An 18,346-nucleotide genomic window follows, 5' to 3' on the forward strand; every position below is an offset into this window, starting at 1 on the left:
TATAAGATTGTAGAACTATAAAAACTAGTCATCTGTAAAAATTTTTTTCATATCTTCATTTGAATAAGTATTTTTTATTTGTTTATCATTTTGACTCTCCCACACATTAACATTCATTAATCCTGTGTGTTGGGTGTTGTTAATAGTAAGAAAATGGATGCTTCGGTTAGTTAGCTGCTTTATTTTATAGCCATTTTTATAAGCTACAAAATGCAACCATACATCATCAGCTTTAGGACATTTGTCTAAAAAGATCTCACCAAACGATTTCAGACAATGCTGGAAATGCAGGGGATATATAACACCAGACACGCCAGTTGCAAAATATTTAATGCTTTTATTTGTGAATACACATGGTTTCCATTTATTATATGATAAAAAAAACCCTTCTCTATCGAAAGTTATTTCATGTGCTCTATGGCAAATTATTTCCTTGCAAGAACCCTTCGCCGCACGATAAAGACTTGAAAGCCAATATTTAGGATAAATGATATCATCATCAGCAGTGACAAGAAATTCTTTCAGGACTTCCCCCGAAACATAAGGATAATATTTTGTATGAGGACCATAGTTTTTAGTCATCTTAACCTCAACCCCTCGTTTCAAGAGTCGAGTTACTGATAGTGGTAAGTTATTGAATATATTGATATCATCTAACCATAAAATTATCCTTGAAGGGACGTTCTCCCCATCAAGAATAGATTCTATGGTAATGTGAACGTTATTAATTCTTTCGCCATGAGTAGTTAAGCTAACGACTACATCTTCCAGAATATTCTTTGAATCATGAAGACAGAGATTTGATATTCTATTTTTCTTTTCTAACTGCCTCGTTTTAAGTAAAGAAAGCACAGGCTCTTGGAAATGAAAAGAATAGTAGCGATAGCATCTTTTTATAAAGCCAATATTATTCATGAGTGTATTACTCTCATTTCTTGATTGATCGAATGATTTGTTTCAATTTTTTAGCAGCTTGCACAAGATGAATGCAAATACCAGGATTGAATACATATATTTTCAGTATGATATATGCTAGTAAATATTTTTCCTTGAGTTCTTTTTTTTGTTGATTAACCATCCTTGAAGTTATTACAGGTTGAGGATTTTGCATTACAAATGCAGAGCCACAATCTAATATTGTTTTGTAAACCTGAGACAAAAAATAAATCTCTACAATAGAATTAACAGCCGAATCATGAAAATTAGTTCTTACATAGTCATAAATATATTTAGATGACTGATATCTACCTATATAAGATTGCACAGTTGGGGCAGAGGTTAAACTATTTTCTCGCAAACGATAACAATATACAATGTCACTAATTGCATTCAATCTGTTAGCACGATTTATCAATTGAAGTAAAAAGACACCATCCTCACCATAATTTGAATCTCCATAATAAAATTCCGAAGAAAAAACCTTAGCGTTAAACAACTTCCCCCATATATAGAAATTATTACTCTTAATACAATCAGTCAAGAAATCCAGACTTGAATTATACAGTTTATCATCCCACTCAAAACGCCATTCCTCGATCGCATCCCGCTCTGCTAAAAAACTGCCTGCCACAATGTCGCAACTGTTACTCACCGCTACATTGTATAACTTCTGTAACGCCCCCGGGAATAGACTATCATCACCATCCAGAAAAAGTATAAACTCTCCTTTTGCTTCTTTAATACCTAGCGGTCTGACAGTCACAACACCTCCATTAGATTTATCAATAACTTTAATTCGATTATCTTTGATTGCATATTCAGCAAGTATGCATCTGGAGGAGTCAGTACTACCGTCGTTAATAAAAATGAATTCGGAGCTTTCAAAATCTTGAGTTATAAGTGATTCTATACACGCAGCAAGGTAGCTTTCAATATTATAAACGGGGATGATAACACTTATCTTACACATTTCTAGCCCTTAGAAATAAAACAAATTCACCTGAAAATCAAAAAAGACTTGCTATTTTAATATAAGCAGAAGAAAAATATTTGTAATTATTAATAGGCGCCGTCCTTTTTCACTACTACGCCTATGGTTTTAAACAAGATGGCAATATCATTCCACATTGACCAATTCTTAACATACCATGCATCCAAGTAAACCCGCGTTTCATAATCAACATCACTTCGACCGCTTACTTGCCAGAGACCTGTCATCCCTGGTTTACCAAGCAAATAATAATCAACCTCTTCAGAATAACGCTCAAGTTCAGCATTAATGATGGGTCTTGGTCCAACTAAACTCATTTCACCTCGGAGGACATTAAATAGCTGAGGGAGTTCATCCAAGCTTGTTTTACGTAAAAATTTACCAATACTAGTTACTCTCGGATCATCTTTAAGCTTGAAAGTTGCATCCCATTCAGCCTTTGCTTGAGGATCTGATTGTAATAATTCTTCTAAAACTTCTTTCGAATTTATGACCATTGAGCGAAATTTTAAACATTTGAAAGGCTTCCCATTTTTACCAATTCGCTCGTGGCCATAAATTGCGGGACCTTTATCACTTTTAACTTTATAAGCTATGAAGGCAAGAAGTGGTGATAGAGCACATATGATTGATAACGAACCAACAATATCAAATGTACGTTTTAAAAATCGAGAAGATAGCTTTGCTAAGTTTTGATGCACACGGAATATCATAACTTCATGACTAAAAATAAAAGACATATCAGTGCTATCAAGCGGCATTCCGCGCAATGTTGGAATTACAGAAACATATCTAAAGCCATTAATCATAAAATAGCGTAGCCAAGCATTACGAATGCTACCTTGATCGGTCTCTAATGCAACAATGAATTGTGTCCTTTTATCAACATATTCCGGTAAGTTTGTAGGACTACAGCGAATGACAGGAATATTACATGTTGTCATTCTGTCATTACTCTCCTCCTCTACCGCAACGAAACTTACTACGTCGAACCCTAAATTCTTTTCACTATTTATTGCCTTCCATGCTTCAACGGCATTATCACCATTTCCGATTATAATAGCCTGGCGCTTCCATAGCCCGCATGTATCAAGAATTTTTTTCGTTAATATTCTAAACACAGGAACCAAAATGAAAACAGAAAACCATGTCACTAACCAAACAACTCTTGAAAAGTCCCAATGTGCAAATGCCATAATAGCGATTTCAATAACAGCAAAAATAGCTAATGTGCGCAGAATTTCTTTTAACTCGAACCAAAATGTTTTACGGTAAAAATAATGCCGCAACCTTATTGAATACCAAGCAACACAGCACCCACCAAGACAAACATGTAGAAATACCCAATCATTAATATGGGAATTTATAACCAATGTTTCAACATCAGAAACCGCAAATTTTGACAATGGTACAGCAAAGAAAATTGAAATCGTAAAACCGATAAAATCAGATAGGGCTAAAGATGCGCCAGTCCAGAAATTGCGGGCCAAACGAGTCATAGAACCTCACTATATGCTCTGATATAATACATGATATCATTGCATGACAAATAATAATTTAAAAACCGTTTATTCATATAACCTTTGAAAGTTTAGAATGGTGGCAAGTTAATAATTTATTTTCTTTCCTTTCTCAAACAATTCCCATTTTTCAGCAATATAATTATTAACCTCATTTTTAAAGCGGTTCTCCGAAAAACGAAGAGCATTATTCCTACAATTGATTGAAGTAAACATTAATTGATTTTGTTCAAAAAAATTAACTGCTTCCTTAATTGACATCGGTTCCTGCTCTTTGAAGAATACACCTGTAGGATTTTTCTCGCCGAAAGGTCGAATTGTTTCAAGTGCACCACCTTTTCCAAAAGCTATAACAGGCGTACCACATGCTTGAGCCTCAACAGGTGTTATTCCGAAATCCTCTTCTGCAGCAAAAATAAATGCTTTGGCTTTACGCATATGTTCTGTCATTACATCATTAGGCTGATATCCGAGAATCTCAACATTACTACCTGCCTTTTTCTTAATTTTATTCATCTCTGAGCCATCACCAATGACTACTAATTTCTTATCAGGCATCAATTTAAATGCATCGACGATGACATCAATGCGCTTGTACGGTACCATTCGAGATGCTGTGAAATAGAAATCTTCCTTATCTTCACAAAGAGAAAACCTTTCAACATCCACAGGCGGATATATAACATCGGCATGTCGTCCATATACCTTTTTTATTCGTCTGGCAATAAACTGAGAGTTTGCAACAAAATGATCTACACCATTTGCAGTGCGATAGTCCCACATACGAATTTTATGAAGCATCCATTTTGCTATTAACCCCTTAATGTTGTTAGTTAGGCCTGCTTCGCGAAGATATTGATGCTGTAAATCCCATGCATAACGTATCGGTGAATGGACATAGCTTATATGAAGTTGATCGGGACCGGTGAGTACACCCTTTGCGACTGCATGGCTACTAGATATGATAATATCGTGATTTGAAATATCAAGTTGTTCTATCGCAAAAGGCATTAGTGGAAGATATTTTTGATATTTTTTTTGAGCAAAAGGAAGGCTTTGAATAAAAGTCGTAGTTGCTTGCTTTCCATGAAAGTACTCACGGTCTTGTTTGTTTAAAAAATCAACAACCGAATATAAACTTGCCTGAGGGTAAACATTTAAAAACTCCCTTATAACTTTTTCTGATCCTGCATAAGTAACTAACCAATCAGCAATGATACCAATACTTTTGACCTTTTGCATAACAAGTTCCTGAAATTTACAAACAGTGATTTTCACTTCTCCCAGTAAGAAGTCGCATACAGAGTTGTGGTGTTTGTGTCCATATTATTTAAACAGCATTAAAAATATTATAAGTCTTTAGCTTTTAATTAAAAATTGGCATTTATACACATTTCAACCACTACTATGATTATTATTTTTGAAGCTAGAATCAGATAGTATGTACATTTAGTCTGAATTTTTACATATATTTCATTGCTCGTTTAACGACTTAATCTGTAAAGCTGAACTTTTAGGTTGCATATCTTGATAGAACATTCCAAAATTATGCTCTTTGTTAGATTTATCAGTCCCATCATCAATTAGATCATAAAGCCAGATACCCTTAATGTAATCTCTTTTTTTGATTTCAGTGATATATTCACGTATAGTGTCAGTGGCATTTTTTTCATTACTGCCACCAGGACCATTATATATAGGGACCCCATATTCAGTAATATACATTTTAATATTAATGTTATATTTATCTAAATAAGCCTGATGAAATTTATCTAGATATTTTACATTCCCCTCAGCGTTCCTTAAAGCCTTATTCCTGTTAGAAAATGAATATGTATGTATTGAAACTCCATCAATATATTTCATTATCCCTTTTTCAACTAGCAGGTCGAACCATTCAGAATCGGACATTCCAATTAACTTGCTTCGCTCATTTAATGGATTGAATGAACCAGCAAGTATGATCGCGTCGGGATCATTTTTTTTTATGGCTAAACTTGTGGCTTTCACCAAGTTATAATAATTTTCAGCGGATGGTATATTATCCCTAGCCTTTGCCATTCCTGTCCCATATATCCACTCATTCCATATTTCATAATATTTTACTCGACCCTTGAATCTTTTCGCTGTCCAAGAAGCATAATTGGCGAAACCTTTTATAGCTTCATCTGACGTTGGATATTTACCAAAATCATAATTCATGTTGCCATAGGCTAAAATTACCATACCATTGACATTATAACTTTTAGAATTCATAAAGGCAAAGTCGGCTTGTTGAAGAGTTCTATCAACCTTATATTTATTTTTAACTTTTTCAACTTTTGACCATGTATAGTCATCTCTAAACGAGGTGAAACCATACTGTTGCAACAATTTCAAATATGTAACACTATCATACTTGTATCGATCTAAATGTGTACCAACACCGATTTCAAAGGAAGCATTTGAGAAGAACGGTAATAGGATAAGCATGATACTATATTTAACTTTATTCTTTATCATTTTTTCAAGCTCTTTTATTTAAATGCTCGTTAATAATATTGTTAACTTCAAGCGCTGATTTTGACCATGAGAATCGACTGGCATTTTCTCGGCCTCTCTCAATTAGTTCGTCACGTATGTTTTTATTGTTTTCTAATTTTAATATAGCCATCACGATTTCGCTTGTTGATTCAGGATTGAAATATAATACGCTATTACCAAGCACCTCTGGCATAGAAGCTCTATCTGAAGAAATTACCGGACACCCACAATATTGTGCTTCCAAGGGAGGAATACCAAAGCCTTCATAAAGAGAAGGAAAAATAAAACCATAGGCATTTGTATATAAATTGGCCAACTCTACATCACTAACTCTTCCTAGAAACTGGATTCGATCATCATTGGACACATGTTCTATACCATTAAATGCCTGTGCTTTGTCACCTATTATTTTAAGGGAGAGACTTCCTGTATAGCCAGAAAATGCTTGAATTAAAGTATGAAAATTTTTATGGAAATTTTGTGATGAAACAGCTAATAGGTATTTATTTTCTCTGTCAGTTATTGCTGCTTGTATCTTTTTTATTTCATTTGTAACAGCATTATATACAACTGACACTTTTCCATAATCCAGATTGTAATAATTACTTATCTCCTTACGTGAAAATTCGCTAACAGTGATAATTTTCCTGCTACCTTTGATGATAAGAGGCGTTATAACCCTATATAACATTCTAAATTTCAGGGAATAACTTCGAGGGTACTTAATATATGTAATATCATGTAATGTAATAATTTTATTATGATATAAGACTGGAGCAGTATTGCATAGGTTCAATAATAGCGGATTACCTCTCCTGTAAAGGAAAAATGGCAACGTAATCTGCTCCCAAAAATGACCACAACCACCATTAGCTTCCAAAATATTAATTCCATTCAAAGACTCGATATCGACAATATCACTAATTGAAGGAACTAAAAAAATTATATCATCTCTTTGGTTTGCCAATTCTTTTGCTATTTCCCTGGCAAAACGCTGTACTCCCGTAATTTTCTGAGTAAAGAATCTAGCATTAACATATATCACAGGTTCCCCTTACACTTAGATGTGAACGCTTTAATTAGTTTTGTTGTATTTTATTCGTATTTTCTATTACTTCACAATAAGCTTTAACATAATTGTTCATTATATTTTCTTGCGTGAATTGTTTGCTGAAATTATTTGCTCTTTCTGAAAGCCTAATATATTCAGGACAACATGAGTCTGGAAGTGTTTCAACAAGAGTAGTAAGTGCACCCGCACTTTCTATATTGAATAAAAAACCGGTCTCTCCGTGTCTGATAATTTCAGCAATCCCCCCCCTACAACTTCCCAAGACAGGTATACCATATGCGTATGACTCGATAACAACCCTACCCAATGGCTCATTCCATATTGACGGAACTACAGTATAGTCAAGTGTTGGGAAAAATTTCTCTGTATCAACTAACCCTAAGAACTCTACATTTAAACATTTGTATTTATTTTGAAGATAAGCCATATAGCTTTCCTCTGCTTTGCCTGCCACTTTAATGACTATGCTCCGTTTAACCGCAATCATTTCATCTAAGAAATACTCAATTCCTTTCGCCTTTTCAACTCTACCAATAAATCCTAACACAATAGACCTTTTATTAATGACTTTGCTTGGCTTACCTGTGATTGGTATAGGATTATATATTACATATGATTTGGCATTTTTGAAATAATTATGATTTTCATGCAGCGAATAAATATAGTTACTAATACCGATAACTGCATCAACTTTCTGTGACTTTTTTTTCTTTAACCAAGAAAATGCGTAAGCTTTAAATTCCTCTGGAGATGTATTTTCCCCATTACAAAACAATGTTCCATTGGGGTTCAAAAGATAATAATCACGAGTAGTATGTATTATTTTTATTCTTTTTTGTTTGCACCACGTCCATATGGAAACTGAAAATCCAGCTAAATTATTAGTGTGTACTATATCGAATTCTTCTCCTTCAAATTGTCTTTTAACAATATACTTCATTAGAAAATTATTAATATCGATAACATGCCAAATGAATTTTGAAATGCTTTTTTTCCCTTTTTCATTGATCCAATAAATATTTTTTAAAGGGAAGCGTACAATTCTCACGCCATTTATTAACTCCTCTTTAATTCCCTTACCTTCGTGCAAAGTTGCAACCGTTACAGTATTACCATATAATACAAGAGTTTCAGCTAATAACTGAACCGACTTTTCAGCACCACCTATTCGATAAGGGTAGTATAATGAATTGAAAATTAAAACCTTCATGGGAATTTTTCTCTGCTGCTCTGTTAGATAAGCAAATCACTTTAAATTACTAATATCCTTTTGCAAATACTTCTTTTGAAAAATAACACCAACAAGAATACCTGCAAATGGTGCATAAAAAACTGATTCAAAAAGATTGTATGTAAGGCCGCCGATAAATACGCATAATGAGCACAAGTAGTACTCATTTTTTATTAAACCAGTTTCGAAGCTTGCTGAAAAATATCTAGCTAAGAAAAGAATAACTAGTATGACACTAGGAATGCCAGCAATGATATATAAATAGACAAAAGCATTATCTGCCGCATTGTAATTTTGTGCATCAAAAAAAAGCGCTGGGGTACCGATTGCGCCGAATCCCTTGCCAAAAATTAGATCTATATTATCTTCTAGCAGTCGTATAGCCGCTGGCCAAGTCTCATACATGCGCATCAAGAAAGTATTAGTAATGTAACCACCTCTGTTACCCGTTACACTAAACATGCAAATATATGTAAATATGATAGATATTAAAACAATTAGTTTTGACATTAAATTTGTTAGTACTGCTGGTAGTAGTAGTAACAAGGACAAGAAACCAAATGTTATTATTGCCGTTTTAGTTGTTGTTAAATATATTGCGTAAAAGAATAGAGGTATTAGCATTCCAAAAGGGATCCATAATTTACGCTGCACAAAATCAAATAAAACAAAAAAACCACTTATCATTATTATCGTAGCTGCATCAAACGACGCTCCTGTAAAACCAGGTATACGAGAAATACCATTAGTAGTCCAATCTCGCGAAAGAACCTTTTCATGCCCTCCAATATTTAATACTCCTCCTACCCAAGGTGCACCAAAATGATTCACATATATAACCCCCAGTGCAGATATAATCGATAAATATATAAAAAACTTATTTCCATAAAATATCTTGCTAAATAAGACATCAGCAAATGCAATACAATAAATAAAAGGAATAAATATATAGATTGCAAAGATAACTTGTATTAGCTTAGTATTTATAATTCCAATAATTAAATACAATACAAACATCATCGTTAGCATTAAGACGGCTGGCTTGCGTAAAAGTGCCCCTATCCAGCGCACGATCAATAACGCCGTCATTAATAAAACCCCACTATAGTTTATAGCTGGCAAAATCAAACCAATTGGACCGGCAAATGATTTAATTATAATAAACCAAATAAATATGGGATATGCCAATCTGATATAAAGTTTGTGCATAATTGATAGCCAGTTAAATTACTTCCTTTTTGATAATTCAAAGCACAGTAGCACACATAAAAGTTATGCTACTGCGCGCTTAATTTATTTTTTTACATCATCCGAATAAGAATATCCGTAGTGGTTATATCCATAACTGTAGTAACTACTAGCCTTTTTAACTACTCCGTTTAAAATACAGCCTTTGACGTTAACTCCACTTTGCTCAAAACGTTTAACACTCACTTCAATTTCTTTTACTGTATTTTGCTCAAATCGAGCAACAAGTAAGGTAGTGCCTGCATAATTACCGATAATTGCAGCATCTGTTACAGCCAAAATTGGAGGCGTATCTAATATGACAAAATCATATAGTTTGCTAACTTGCAATAATATCTCACCAAAACGTTTGTGCATCAATAATTCTGCTGGGTTTGGTGGTACCATTCCTCTTGGAATAAAATCAAAACCTGCGGATTCAACTTTTTTTATAGATTGTTCAATACTCGTTTTTCCCGATAAAAGGTCCGACAATCCATGGTCATTATTCATATTAAATAGTTTATGAGTATATCCTTTGCGCAAATCTGTATCAATAAAAAGAACTTTTTTTCCAGTTTGGGCAATCACCGCTGCAAGGTTAGAACTTACAAACGTTTTTCCTGCATTCGGGCTTGCTCCGGAGATCATTAACACATTATTTCTTGCTTCCATCATGGCGAAATGAAGACTTGTTCGCAATCCTCTAATAGCTTCTACGGCAAGATCAGCAGGATTATCGACTGCAAGAAATCCATTTATTTCACTTTGTTGCTTCTTACGCCAACCATGTGATTGAGCTATATTTTTAGAAAATGTTTCGGAAATAGGAATACTTGCATAGACATTTATTCCTAAATCTTCCAATTGTTCTGGCGATTCAATTCCACGGCGTAAAAACACGCGCAATACTACCAACCCTACTGCAATCATAGAGCCTAGTACGATCCCAATTAAAACAATCAACACTTTTTTTGGCTTGACCGGTTTAGGCTGTGTTACCGCATTATCAATGATTCTTACATTACCAATAGCACTAGATTTAGCGATATTTAATTCTTGCTGTCTATTAAGTAACTGCATGTAGACAGCTTGACCAGATTCAACATCCCTGCTCAACCTTAATATTTCTTGCTGGGTCTCGGGCATTGCCGAAACTCGTTTGTTCAACTTCGCTCTTTCATCTTGTAAAGTCTTTCTTTTTTCCATCAATGCCCGATAAGTAGGATGCTCTTTTGTATATAACTGAGAAATCTCTGACTCACGAAATGTTAATTCATTAAGTTGATTATCGACATTGACAATCTGATCTAGTACTGACTTCGCCTCAAGGGACAAATCGACTGAGTCACTTTTACGCCTAAACTGGTTCAGTTTATCTTCTGCAAGATCCAAATCACTACGAACCTTTGGAAGTTGCTGATTTAAAAAATCTAAGCTTTTCGCATCTTGTGCCGCTTGTCGAGATATATTTTGAACAAGATAGTTATCACTTATACTATTGATTATTTTTTCAATTAACTGTGGGTTTTCCCCAGTAATCGAAAGGCTTAATATTCCAGTATCTTTTCCTTGATCTGATACAACGAAAGCTTCTTGTAAATTTTTGATGGCCTGAAGATGGCTAACGTAACTTACTGAGAATTTTGTTCCCGGAGATGCATCAATACTATCGACTTTAAGAGTAACACCTTTTGCATTTAATAAATCACCCGTTTTAGCTTCTAAATCGAATGAATCTGACGACAAACGATAATGATTTTTATCTTTAACCGTGAGTGTTAACTCTGGTATATTTTCATCTTTATCATCTATATATAAGCGAGAAATAACAACCGAACCTGGTTTATCCCCCTTCAGTCTCTCCCAACCACGCCCAAAAATAGGGAAATATTGCTGCTCAACATCAACCTGAAGATTAAGATCATCAACAGTTTTTCCTAGTACCATTCTTGATTGCAATAAAGCAATTTCGGGAGCTGACTGGGGCTGACTATCAGGAAGCATTTGACTTAAATTGCTTAATATTGCATTCGCTTGCTTTTGCTCTACTTGTATCAATGCATCGGCTTGATATACTGGAGTAGCGAATAATGCATAAATAAGCGCTATAAGAGTAAACAATGATGTAACCGATATAATCAATTTTCGATGATCAATTAACTCACCAATTAATCGCCCAAAATCTACTTCATCAGACTCTTTCACAATGTTTTTTTGTTTTAACAATGACATGCCTTATTTCCTGATAATTATGCACCCAGTTTTTCAGCCCAAAGCTTACCGGCCTGTTCAATCAACTGATATACCGAAGCAAAAGCTTCTTCGCTTTTGCGATAAGGGTCAGGTATTTCCCGTTGTTCAAGCCAATGTCCGAATAACATTGTTTTCCCACGAGCCTCAGGTGCAATTTTGCTGATCTGTTCGATATGCCCTTTTTCCATTACTAATATTAGATCATATTTACGCGCTAAGGATGGTGTGAGTTGCCTTCCTAAATGGCCATCCAATGAAATCCCATGCTTGGTTGAAATATAAATAGCACTTTCATCAGCTGCATGCCCTACTAACGCGCCCGTTCCAGCTGAGTCTATTTTTTTGTGTGGCAACGCTTTGCGTAAATATCGCTCGCCTATTGGCGAGCGACAAATATTTCCGGTACATACGATCAGAATTGAATCAAACATAATTATGGCCATGTCCTGATAAATTTAACTGTTTCTGTCATATCATGTACACCGCTTATAGTCGGTACAAGTTGCGACACAACCCTATTCCAACGAACAACAGGTGCCGTTGTAACATAAACAATGTCATATGGCTGTAATTGGAACTCAGTACCAAGGACCATTGCTGAAGCATCTTGGGCATTCAACTGGTAAATATTTGCGATTTTTCCTTGTTTATCTCCTCTCAACTGGCGGATAACAAAGACGCCAGTCGCATCACTCATTGCCTGCGACATTCCTTCTGCATTTCCTAATGCTTCAGCTAGTGTCATTCCGCTACGATCCATTTTCATCGTACTCTGCTTCATGACTTCGCCCATAACAAAAACTTTTAGATCATCATTGCGAGGAACAAAAAGAATGTCACCAGGATAAAGTAAATGGTTTTGTGTCAAGTCTCCTTTCTGCATTAATGCATACAATGAGACTTTTGTGTCTTTTCCGTTATGAGTTAGTATTACATTTCGCCAGTCAGCATCAGGAGCCAGTCCACCTGCAGCGTTAATAGCGTCCATTACAGTTAAAGGAATGTTCGTTATAGGCTGTTGTCCTGATTTTGCCACCTCACCAGTCACATAGACTTTTTGCGAACGAAACGCTGCAACACTGACATCAACCTGCGGGCTTTCAATATAAGTGGTCAAGCGGCTGGCTATATCCTGGCGTACCTGGCTCAGTGTTTTCCCCGCCACCTGCACCTTACCGATATATGGGTAGAAAATGGTGCCATCGGAGTTGACCCAGTTACCAGTGTCGCTGGCGCTACGGTATTGCCCTGCAGGTGTTGTCAGCTCCGGGTGATCCCAAACAGTAACCATCAATACATCGCCAACACCAATGCGATATTCATAACTGCGCAGTAAATTATCCAATTGTGGGTTTGGACGAGCAAGAACGGTCTCTGGACGAAGCTGATCGATCAGCCCCGGAGTCATAGGATACACATTGACCAGTTTATCCAGATCGTAGTCACTGTCCGGAAGCTCAACCACATTCTTACGCAGGCTATTTAATCCTTGTCCTGGAATAATGGTACAACCCGATAAAAACCCAATTGCCAACGCTAATGCCGAAAATCTAACAAGTTTTTTCTTCATAATGTCACATCATTAGTAAAACAAGATTTGCCAATTCCTGAGCAGCTGTCATAGCCGTTGCTTCCCTGCCGGCCTATGGAGAGATAAAAGCTGACTGCATCCTGCAGCGCTACCACTCCCTCTCCCCTGTTTTCAGCATTCAGCCTTATAAACTAAACGGTATCTCTATCCCTGCACTGGCCCCAACGTCGTCGCTGTCACTGTTGTTAGCGTTGGTGTACCACAGGGAGGTATTCAGACGTACCGACTGATAAACGTCTCCACTCCAACCAAGCTGAACACCTTTAAGCGTGTCAGAATGAGGAAATGCTTTGTTAATTGTTTGCTCTTTAGGATTGACTTTGGCATAAACCAGACGTGTGCTCCAGCGTTGGTTATCCTCAGTAATCAGTTCAACCTTGCCAGCGAACAATTGACCATCCCCCCCCATCGCATCACCCAGCGGATACCCTTGTTGGTAGTAACCGTCTTTATAGATGTGGTGGGTATAGCTGTAATTGGTCCGGCTCATATTTGTACGCGTATCATGCGCTTCCAGGTACCAGTTTACGGCATCTTTTCCCCAGCCGTGGTGCCCTTCAATCCCGCCGAGGAACATATTTGCCGATGGCAGGTAACCAGCCTCATCTTCACCGATCATTTGCCCGTAGAAACTGACCGGCCAGCCGAGAGTTGGTTCGAGTTTAAATTTAAAATCAAATCCGGCCAGCTGGTTCCCCGGCTCATTATCGGTACCGGTATTATCCTGCCCAGTAAAACCATCCCAGAAGCTGCTAAGGGATTGCGGTCGCCCTTCCCCTCCCCACTGCATTATCCGCGATGCACCTAATTCCAATGACTGGAACGGCGTAAAGGTGAAACGACCGCCGATAATTTTAGTGTGTGGGACAGCAGTGTACTGATTCATTTGGCTGGCAGAGATCTGGTACTGCCATGGGCCTATCCAGCGTAACCACCATGTTTCCGGCGCCGCCTGCTCTGCCCGCTGCATCAGGAAGCCGGTCATCGGCCGCATCGCGTCCCCGCGGATCAGACTCCCTTCATACCCAGGCCCCCACCACTGCGGAACCTGACCAAAGGAAAGCCACTGATTCCAGAACTTCACCGCGCCGTAGGCGCCGTTGGCGTTGAAGCGAGAGCCGTTGCTGATCCGCTCTCCCCCTTCGACGTTACCCTGCAGGTGGACATCCCACCACTCGCCGCTATTGTTAAACGCCAGGCCTAACGAGTTATCTGCCGGCTGCGTCTGGCCAAACCCCTGCGGGGTGCCCGGCTGGTCGGTCGAGGTATAACCGGTGACGCGGAAATCGGCTTTTAAAGCAGACAGTCGCTGGTTGATACGGGCCAGAACTACTTGCTCAGATGAATAGGACGGTTTGGCCTTTTTTAGCGCCCGGGCGATCTCTTCCTGACTCAACGGCCAGGTCGACAGGCTCAGATGGATGACCCCGCGATCGGAAAGCCAGGCAAGGTCGTTACGCAGATCGTTATCATTTACCACTAACCCGGCCGCGTAAGCCTGGGCTCCCAGGGAGGAAAGCAAACCCAGCGTCACGGCAATGCGCGCAATTTTTATCATTGTACAAGATCCATTTTCAGCCCCGCTGTCGTATCTCAATGAGAATGAGGGGAATAGCAAGATAGAAAGCGCTCGCGGCACCAGCTGACTTCACTGTGCAACACCGGCGAGGCAAGTACAGTTACCCTAAGCTGCTCGTAACCATTATCACATCCACCAAGCTCACAATGTAGGCGAATTTTACCCTACAGGCTATCGATGAGATGGGAAAATTAATGTCCAGGTGATATCAGCAGCCGCTCCTGACCAACTTCTGAGGATATCCGTGGAAGATGGATAGATAATCTGATGAGGGTATTCATCCTGACTAGGTCGATTTTTACAGCCGTTGAACAGGAGCCATTGTACAGCAGCAAGCGGCTTCAGCGACGCTACCGCCCCTGGCTTCACAGCTACCAGCGCACTGACTACCTGAACGACTTATTTTATCGACCTGTGGATGAATAATTGGTCAGGCCTTTATTTTTTGCGGCGTTAAGTTTACGGGATTTCGGTCACAATTGGGAGTCTTGTTACCGAATATCTGCCATTTAATACCGCCTGCTCTTTTATTGGCAAAAATAAGCGGTCAACACTTAAGATTATTCACTAAGTTAAACGGCCAGACAGCGTCCCGTTGTTGCTAACCTATCAAGGATGAAGCTAACCATCTGTAAAAAAAGATCTTTTACGTTAATGTCGCGTCATTCAAAAATCAGATGATGGCGTCTAAGTCAACTACAATTTCTAATAGTTTCCTGGTAACGGAATATTCAGCAGACGTGCTCCAGGTTCTTTCTCAGCGCATTTAAGAAACGTCTGAACACGGCTATATCCAGGCAAATATGCAATAGCAATGTAGTAGCACTTCATTATTTCATAAATATGAATTATCAATTGCCCGGCATATAGTAGATTATTTTCTTATTTGACTAATTTACCAGCGAAAACTTAATTTCCCCTGTAAAACAAATGGCATTTACCAGGCCTGCTTGTGCAGATCGTTTCGGGTAAAGGGTTTATCCAGCGGCCCAACCGCGGTGGCGATTTCCCCCAGCAGGGACTGGGTCGGCGCTTTATTGCCGCTATGTAACAGGATAAGCGGAACCATCACCAGGCACGCGACGCCGCCCCAGGAAATATTCACGCTATCCGAATGGGTGGTACGTTTTTGCAGCAGCAGGAACAAAGCGCTGCCGGCAGCACCCAGCAGCAGGCCAGCGATCACTTCCGAGACGGAATGCGCATGGATGACCAGCCGTGAATACCCCACCACCGCGGCTAAAACATAGCCAGTGGCGACCGCTGCTTTTTGCACACCCGCCGAAAAACGAGCACTGAGCAGCCATAAGAAGATAGGCCAGAAGGCCGCGGAGAGCGCTGAGTGGCCGCTGAAGCCGGTGTAATCCAGCTCACGAATACCCAGTCCCCAGCCCATAAAGGCCAGTTTGGAGGCGCAGACGATGGCGCCGGTGATGCCGAACAGCAAACTCCACTGCCACGCCAGCAACCGCGACGTTTTACGCAGCATCAGGACAATAAACAGCGCCGCTGCGCTGGGCAGCAAAACGGTGCTATCGCCAAAAAATGAGATGAGTTGCCAGTTCATATACCTGTGATCCTTCGATGATGTCCACTGCCGTGCTCAGGGATTATCCATAATGTCTGTACCAGCTCGCATGCCAATTCATTTCACATTTTTATGCATGCAAGTGAGATGTTTAAAGCGGAAACATGATCGCAGTCAAGTTTTATTTTTGGCTGACGTTGACCGCTTTCCCTGCACTTTAGGAATTGTCGCACTAAGTGACTATTCATAAAGCATTATTGCCGCTACTCCGACCATTGCACCACAGAGGCCAGAGACAAACTACCAGAAGTCTCCGAAGCCATACGTTTCTTTACAATCGTTATAACATTCACGTTATGAATAAATTCTGCATAACGTTATGAGCGGCAAGACGGATGTTCAGAGCCTGCCGCTCGGTCTCAGGCTGGCGTTCAGGCCAGCAGTTTTTTGATGCTTTCGCGGAATTTGGCGCCCTCTTTCAGGTTACGCATTCCGTAGGTGACGAAGGCCTGCATATAGCCCATTTTCTTACCGCAGTCATAGCTTTCGCCAGTCATCAGCATCGCGTCGACGGACTGCTTCTTCGCCAGCTCGGCAATGGCGTCGGTCAGCTGGATGCGCCCCCAGGCGCCCGGCTCGGTGCGCTCCAGTTCGGCCCAGATATCTGCCGACAGCACGTAGCGGCCCACCGCCATCAGGTCGGAGTCCAGAGTCTGCGGTTCGTCCGGTTTTTCAATAAACTCGACGATACGGGCTACCTGCCCTTCCGCCACCATCGGCTCCTTGGTCTGGATCACAGAGTATTCGGAGAGATCCCCCGGCATGCGTTTCGCCAGCACCTGGCTACGGCCGGTCTCGTTAAAGCGGGCGACCATAGCGGCGAGGTTATAGCGCAGCGGGTCAGCGGTGCCGCCGTCGAGAATGATATCCGGCAGGACCACCACAAACGGGTTGTCCCCGACGACCGGGCGGGCGCAGAGGATGGAGTGGCCCAGACCCAGCGGCTGCGCCTGGCGCACGTTCATGATGGTTACGCCCGGCGGACAAATGGCCTGGACTTCCGCCAACAGCTGGCGCTTCACGCGCTGCTCAAGCAGGGCTTCCAGCTCGTAGGAGGTATCAAAGTGGTTTTCCACCGCGTTCTTCGAGGAGTGCGTCACCAGAACAATCTCTTTGATCCCGGCGGCGACGATTTCGTCAACAATGTACTGAATCATTGGCTTATCAACGATCGGCAGCATCTCCTTTGGAATTGCCTTTGTGGCCGGCAGCATATGCATGCCTAGTCCTGCGACCGGAATAACCGCTTTCAAATTCGCCATATTCATCTTCACCTGTTTGGTTGCAAAACACGCGGTTTTGCAAAATTGTACATGTCACAAATCCATTGAAACTGATAATACACGGATACTGCCCGGGCATCTGCCCGCCAAATTCTTAAATTCACTGTCACGTAAAAGAATACACATAACTCCCTTTTACCAACAGTTAGAAGTGAGAATAATCTTATTCTCGATCAGGTTATTCAGCGGCGCGTTTCTCTGCGCTGTGCAAAGTGGCCGAGATCCCCGCCCACAGGGCGCGGCAAGGCGCCAGGGCTGCCGTGCCGCACCTATGCCCGCAAAGAATAGGTATAGATAATAAATTTACCCACGCAATATATTTCAGCATTTACCGCTGGACAGGTCGCTATACAAGCCATAATCGGCGGAATAAAACCAGGAGCCGCCCTATTCTGCGCCCCCTTTATGAGTTGAATTATGCCGATTTTGCGAGGGATTACGCTCTTCCCCCATAGCGTAAGCATCACCTCTCGCTGCGACGAGCTGTGTCACAACGCCGCTTTTGCGCCCTGTCGGAAACCCAGCGGCAGACGTTCTGATATTGGC

13 protein-coding genes and 2 pseudogenes are annotated in these 18,346 nt (G+C 39.9%); 1 reads left to right on the plus strand and 14 read right to left on the minus strand.

The window, feature by feature from the left end:
• Positions 1 to 24 precede the first annotated feature (24 nt).
• The 12 genes from K5R89_RS15530 to K5R89_RS15585 all read right to left on the minus strand — a co-directional run bounded on the left by K5R89_RS15530 (position 25) and on the right by K5R89_RS15585 (position 14,908).
• A complete protein-coding gene (locus tag K5R89_RS15530) occupies positions 25 to 915 on the minus strand; it encodes a glycosyltransferase family 2 protein (RefSeq protein WP_217259302.1) in 891 nt (296 codons plus the stop codon).
• A gap of 13 nt (positions 916 to 928) precedes the next feature.
• A complete protein-coding gene (locus K5R89_RS15535) occupies positions 929 to 1,909 on the minus strand; it encodes a glycosyltransferase family A protein (RefSeq protein WP_217259303.1) in 981 nt (326 codons plus the stop codon).
• 89 nt (positions 1,910 to 1,998) lie between these two features.
• Positions 1,999 to 3,429, minus strand: a complete 1,431-nt coding sequence (gene wbaP / locus K5R89_RS15540; RefSeq protein WP_153668606.1) for an undecaprenyl-phosphate galactose phosphotransferase WbaP — start codon at positions 3,427 to 3,429, stop codon at positions 1,999 to 2,001.
• Positions 3,430 to 3,537: 108 nt separating this feature from the next.
• Positions 3,538 to 4,692, minus strand: a complete 1,155-nt coding sequence (locus K5R89_RS15545) for a glycosyltransferase family 4 protein (RefSeq protein ID WP_217259304.1) — start codon at positions 4,690 to 4,692, stop codon at positions 3,538 to 3,540.
• A 231-nt stretch (positions 4,693 to 4,923) separates the two neighbouring features.
• Entirely contained in the window at positions 4,924 to 5,952 is a 1,029-nt protein-coding gene (locus K5R89_RS15550) for a cellulase family glycosylhydrolase (protein ID WP_217259305.1), read from the minus strand.
• Positions 5,953 to 5,956: 4 nt separating this feature from the next.
• Positions 5,957 to 7,018 carry a glycosyltransferase family 1 protein gene (locus K5R89_RS15555; protein WP_072016612.1) on the minus strand — a complete coding sequence of 354 codons (1,062 nt, stop codon included), beginning with the start codon at positions 7,016 to 7,018 and terminating at the stop codon, positions 5,957 to 5,959.
• A gap of 34 nt (positions 7,019 to 7,052) precedes the next feature.
• The gene (locus K5R89_RS15560) at positions 7,053 to 8,255 is read right to left on the minus strand and encodes a glycosyltransferase family 4 protein (RefSeq protein WP_217259306.1); all 1,203 of its coding nucleotides are present in this window, start codon (positions 8,253 to 8,255) and stop codon (positions 7,053 to 7,055) included.
• Between the two features lie 36 nt (positions 8,256 to 8,291).
• A complete protein-coding gene (locus K5R89_RS15565; RefSeq protein ID WP_153668597.1) occupies positions 8,292 to 9,485 on the minus strand; it encodes a hypothetical protein in 1,194 nt (397 codons plus the stop codon).
• An 84-nt stretch (positions 9,486 to 9,569) separates the two neighbouring features.
• A complete protein-coding gene (locus K5R89_RS15570) occupies positions 9,570 to 11,738 on the minus strand; it encodes a polysaccharide biosynthesis tyrosine autokinase (protein ID WP_153668595.1) in 2,169 nt (722 codons plus the stop codon).
• A gap of 17 nt (positions 11,739 to 11,755) precedes the next feature.
• A complete protein-coding gene (locus K5R89_RS15575) occupies positions 11,756 to 12,190 on the minus strand; it encodes a protein-tyrosine-phosphatase (protein ID WP_047681705.1) in 435 nt (144 codons plus the stop codon).
• Between the two features lie 2 nt (positions 12,191 to 12,192).
• The gene (locus K5R89_RS15580; RefSeq protein ID WP_217259307.1) at positions 12,193 to 13,329 is read right to left on the minus strand and encodes a polysaccharide export protein; all 1,137 of its coding nucleotides are present in this window, start codon (positions 13,327 to 13,329) and stop codon (positions 12,193 to 12,195) included.
• A 145-nt stretch (positions 13,330 to 13,474) separates the two neighbouring features.
• Positions 13,475 to 14,908: a capsule assembly Wzi family protein gene (locus K5R89_RS15585; protein ID WP_217259308.1), complete on the minus strand. Its 1,434-nt coding sequence runs from the start codon at positions 14,906 to 14,908 to the stop codon at positions 13,475 to 13,477.
• A 288-nt stretch (positions 14,909 to 15,196) separates the two neighbouring features.
• Here K5R89_RS15585 and K5R89_RS15590 point away from each other — a divergent pair.
• A pseudogene (locus tag K5R89_RS15590) lies at positions 15,197 to 15,323 on the plus strand (hypothetical protein).
• Positions 15,324 to 15,866: 543 nt separating this feature from the next.
• Here K5R89_RS15590 and K5R89_RS15595 read toward each other — a convergent pair.
• On the minus strand, positions 15,867 to 16,496 hold the full coding sequence (locus tag K5R89_RS15595) for a phosphatase PAP2 family protein (protein WP_217259309.1): 630 nt from the start codon (positions 16,494 to 16,496) through the stop codon (positions 15,867 to 15,869).
• A gap of 360 nt (positions 16,497 to 16,856) precedes the next feature.
• A pseudogene (gene galF, locus K5R89_RS15600) lies at positions 16,857 to 17,785 on the minus strand (GalU regulator GalF).
• Between the last annotated feature and the right edge of the window lie 561 nt (positions 17,786 to 18,346).

The sequence above is a fragment of the Klebsiella sp. TF21-TM genome (assembly GCF_019753495.1).
In the GTDB taxonomy this organism is placed as follows: Bacteria; Pseudomonadota; Gammaproteobacteria; order Enterobacterales; family Enterobacteriaceae; genus Klebsiella; species Klebsiella quasipneumoniae.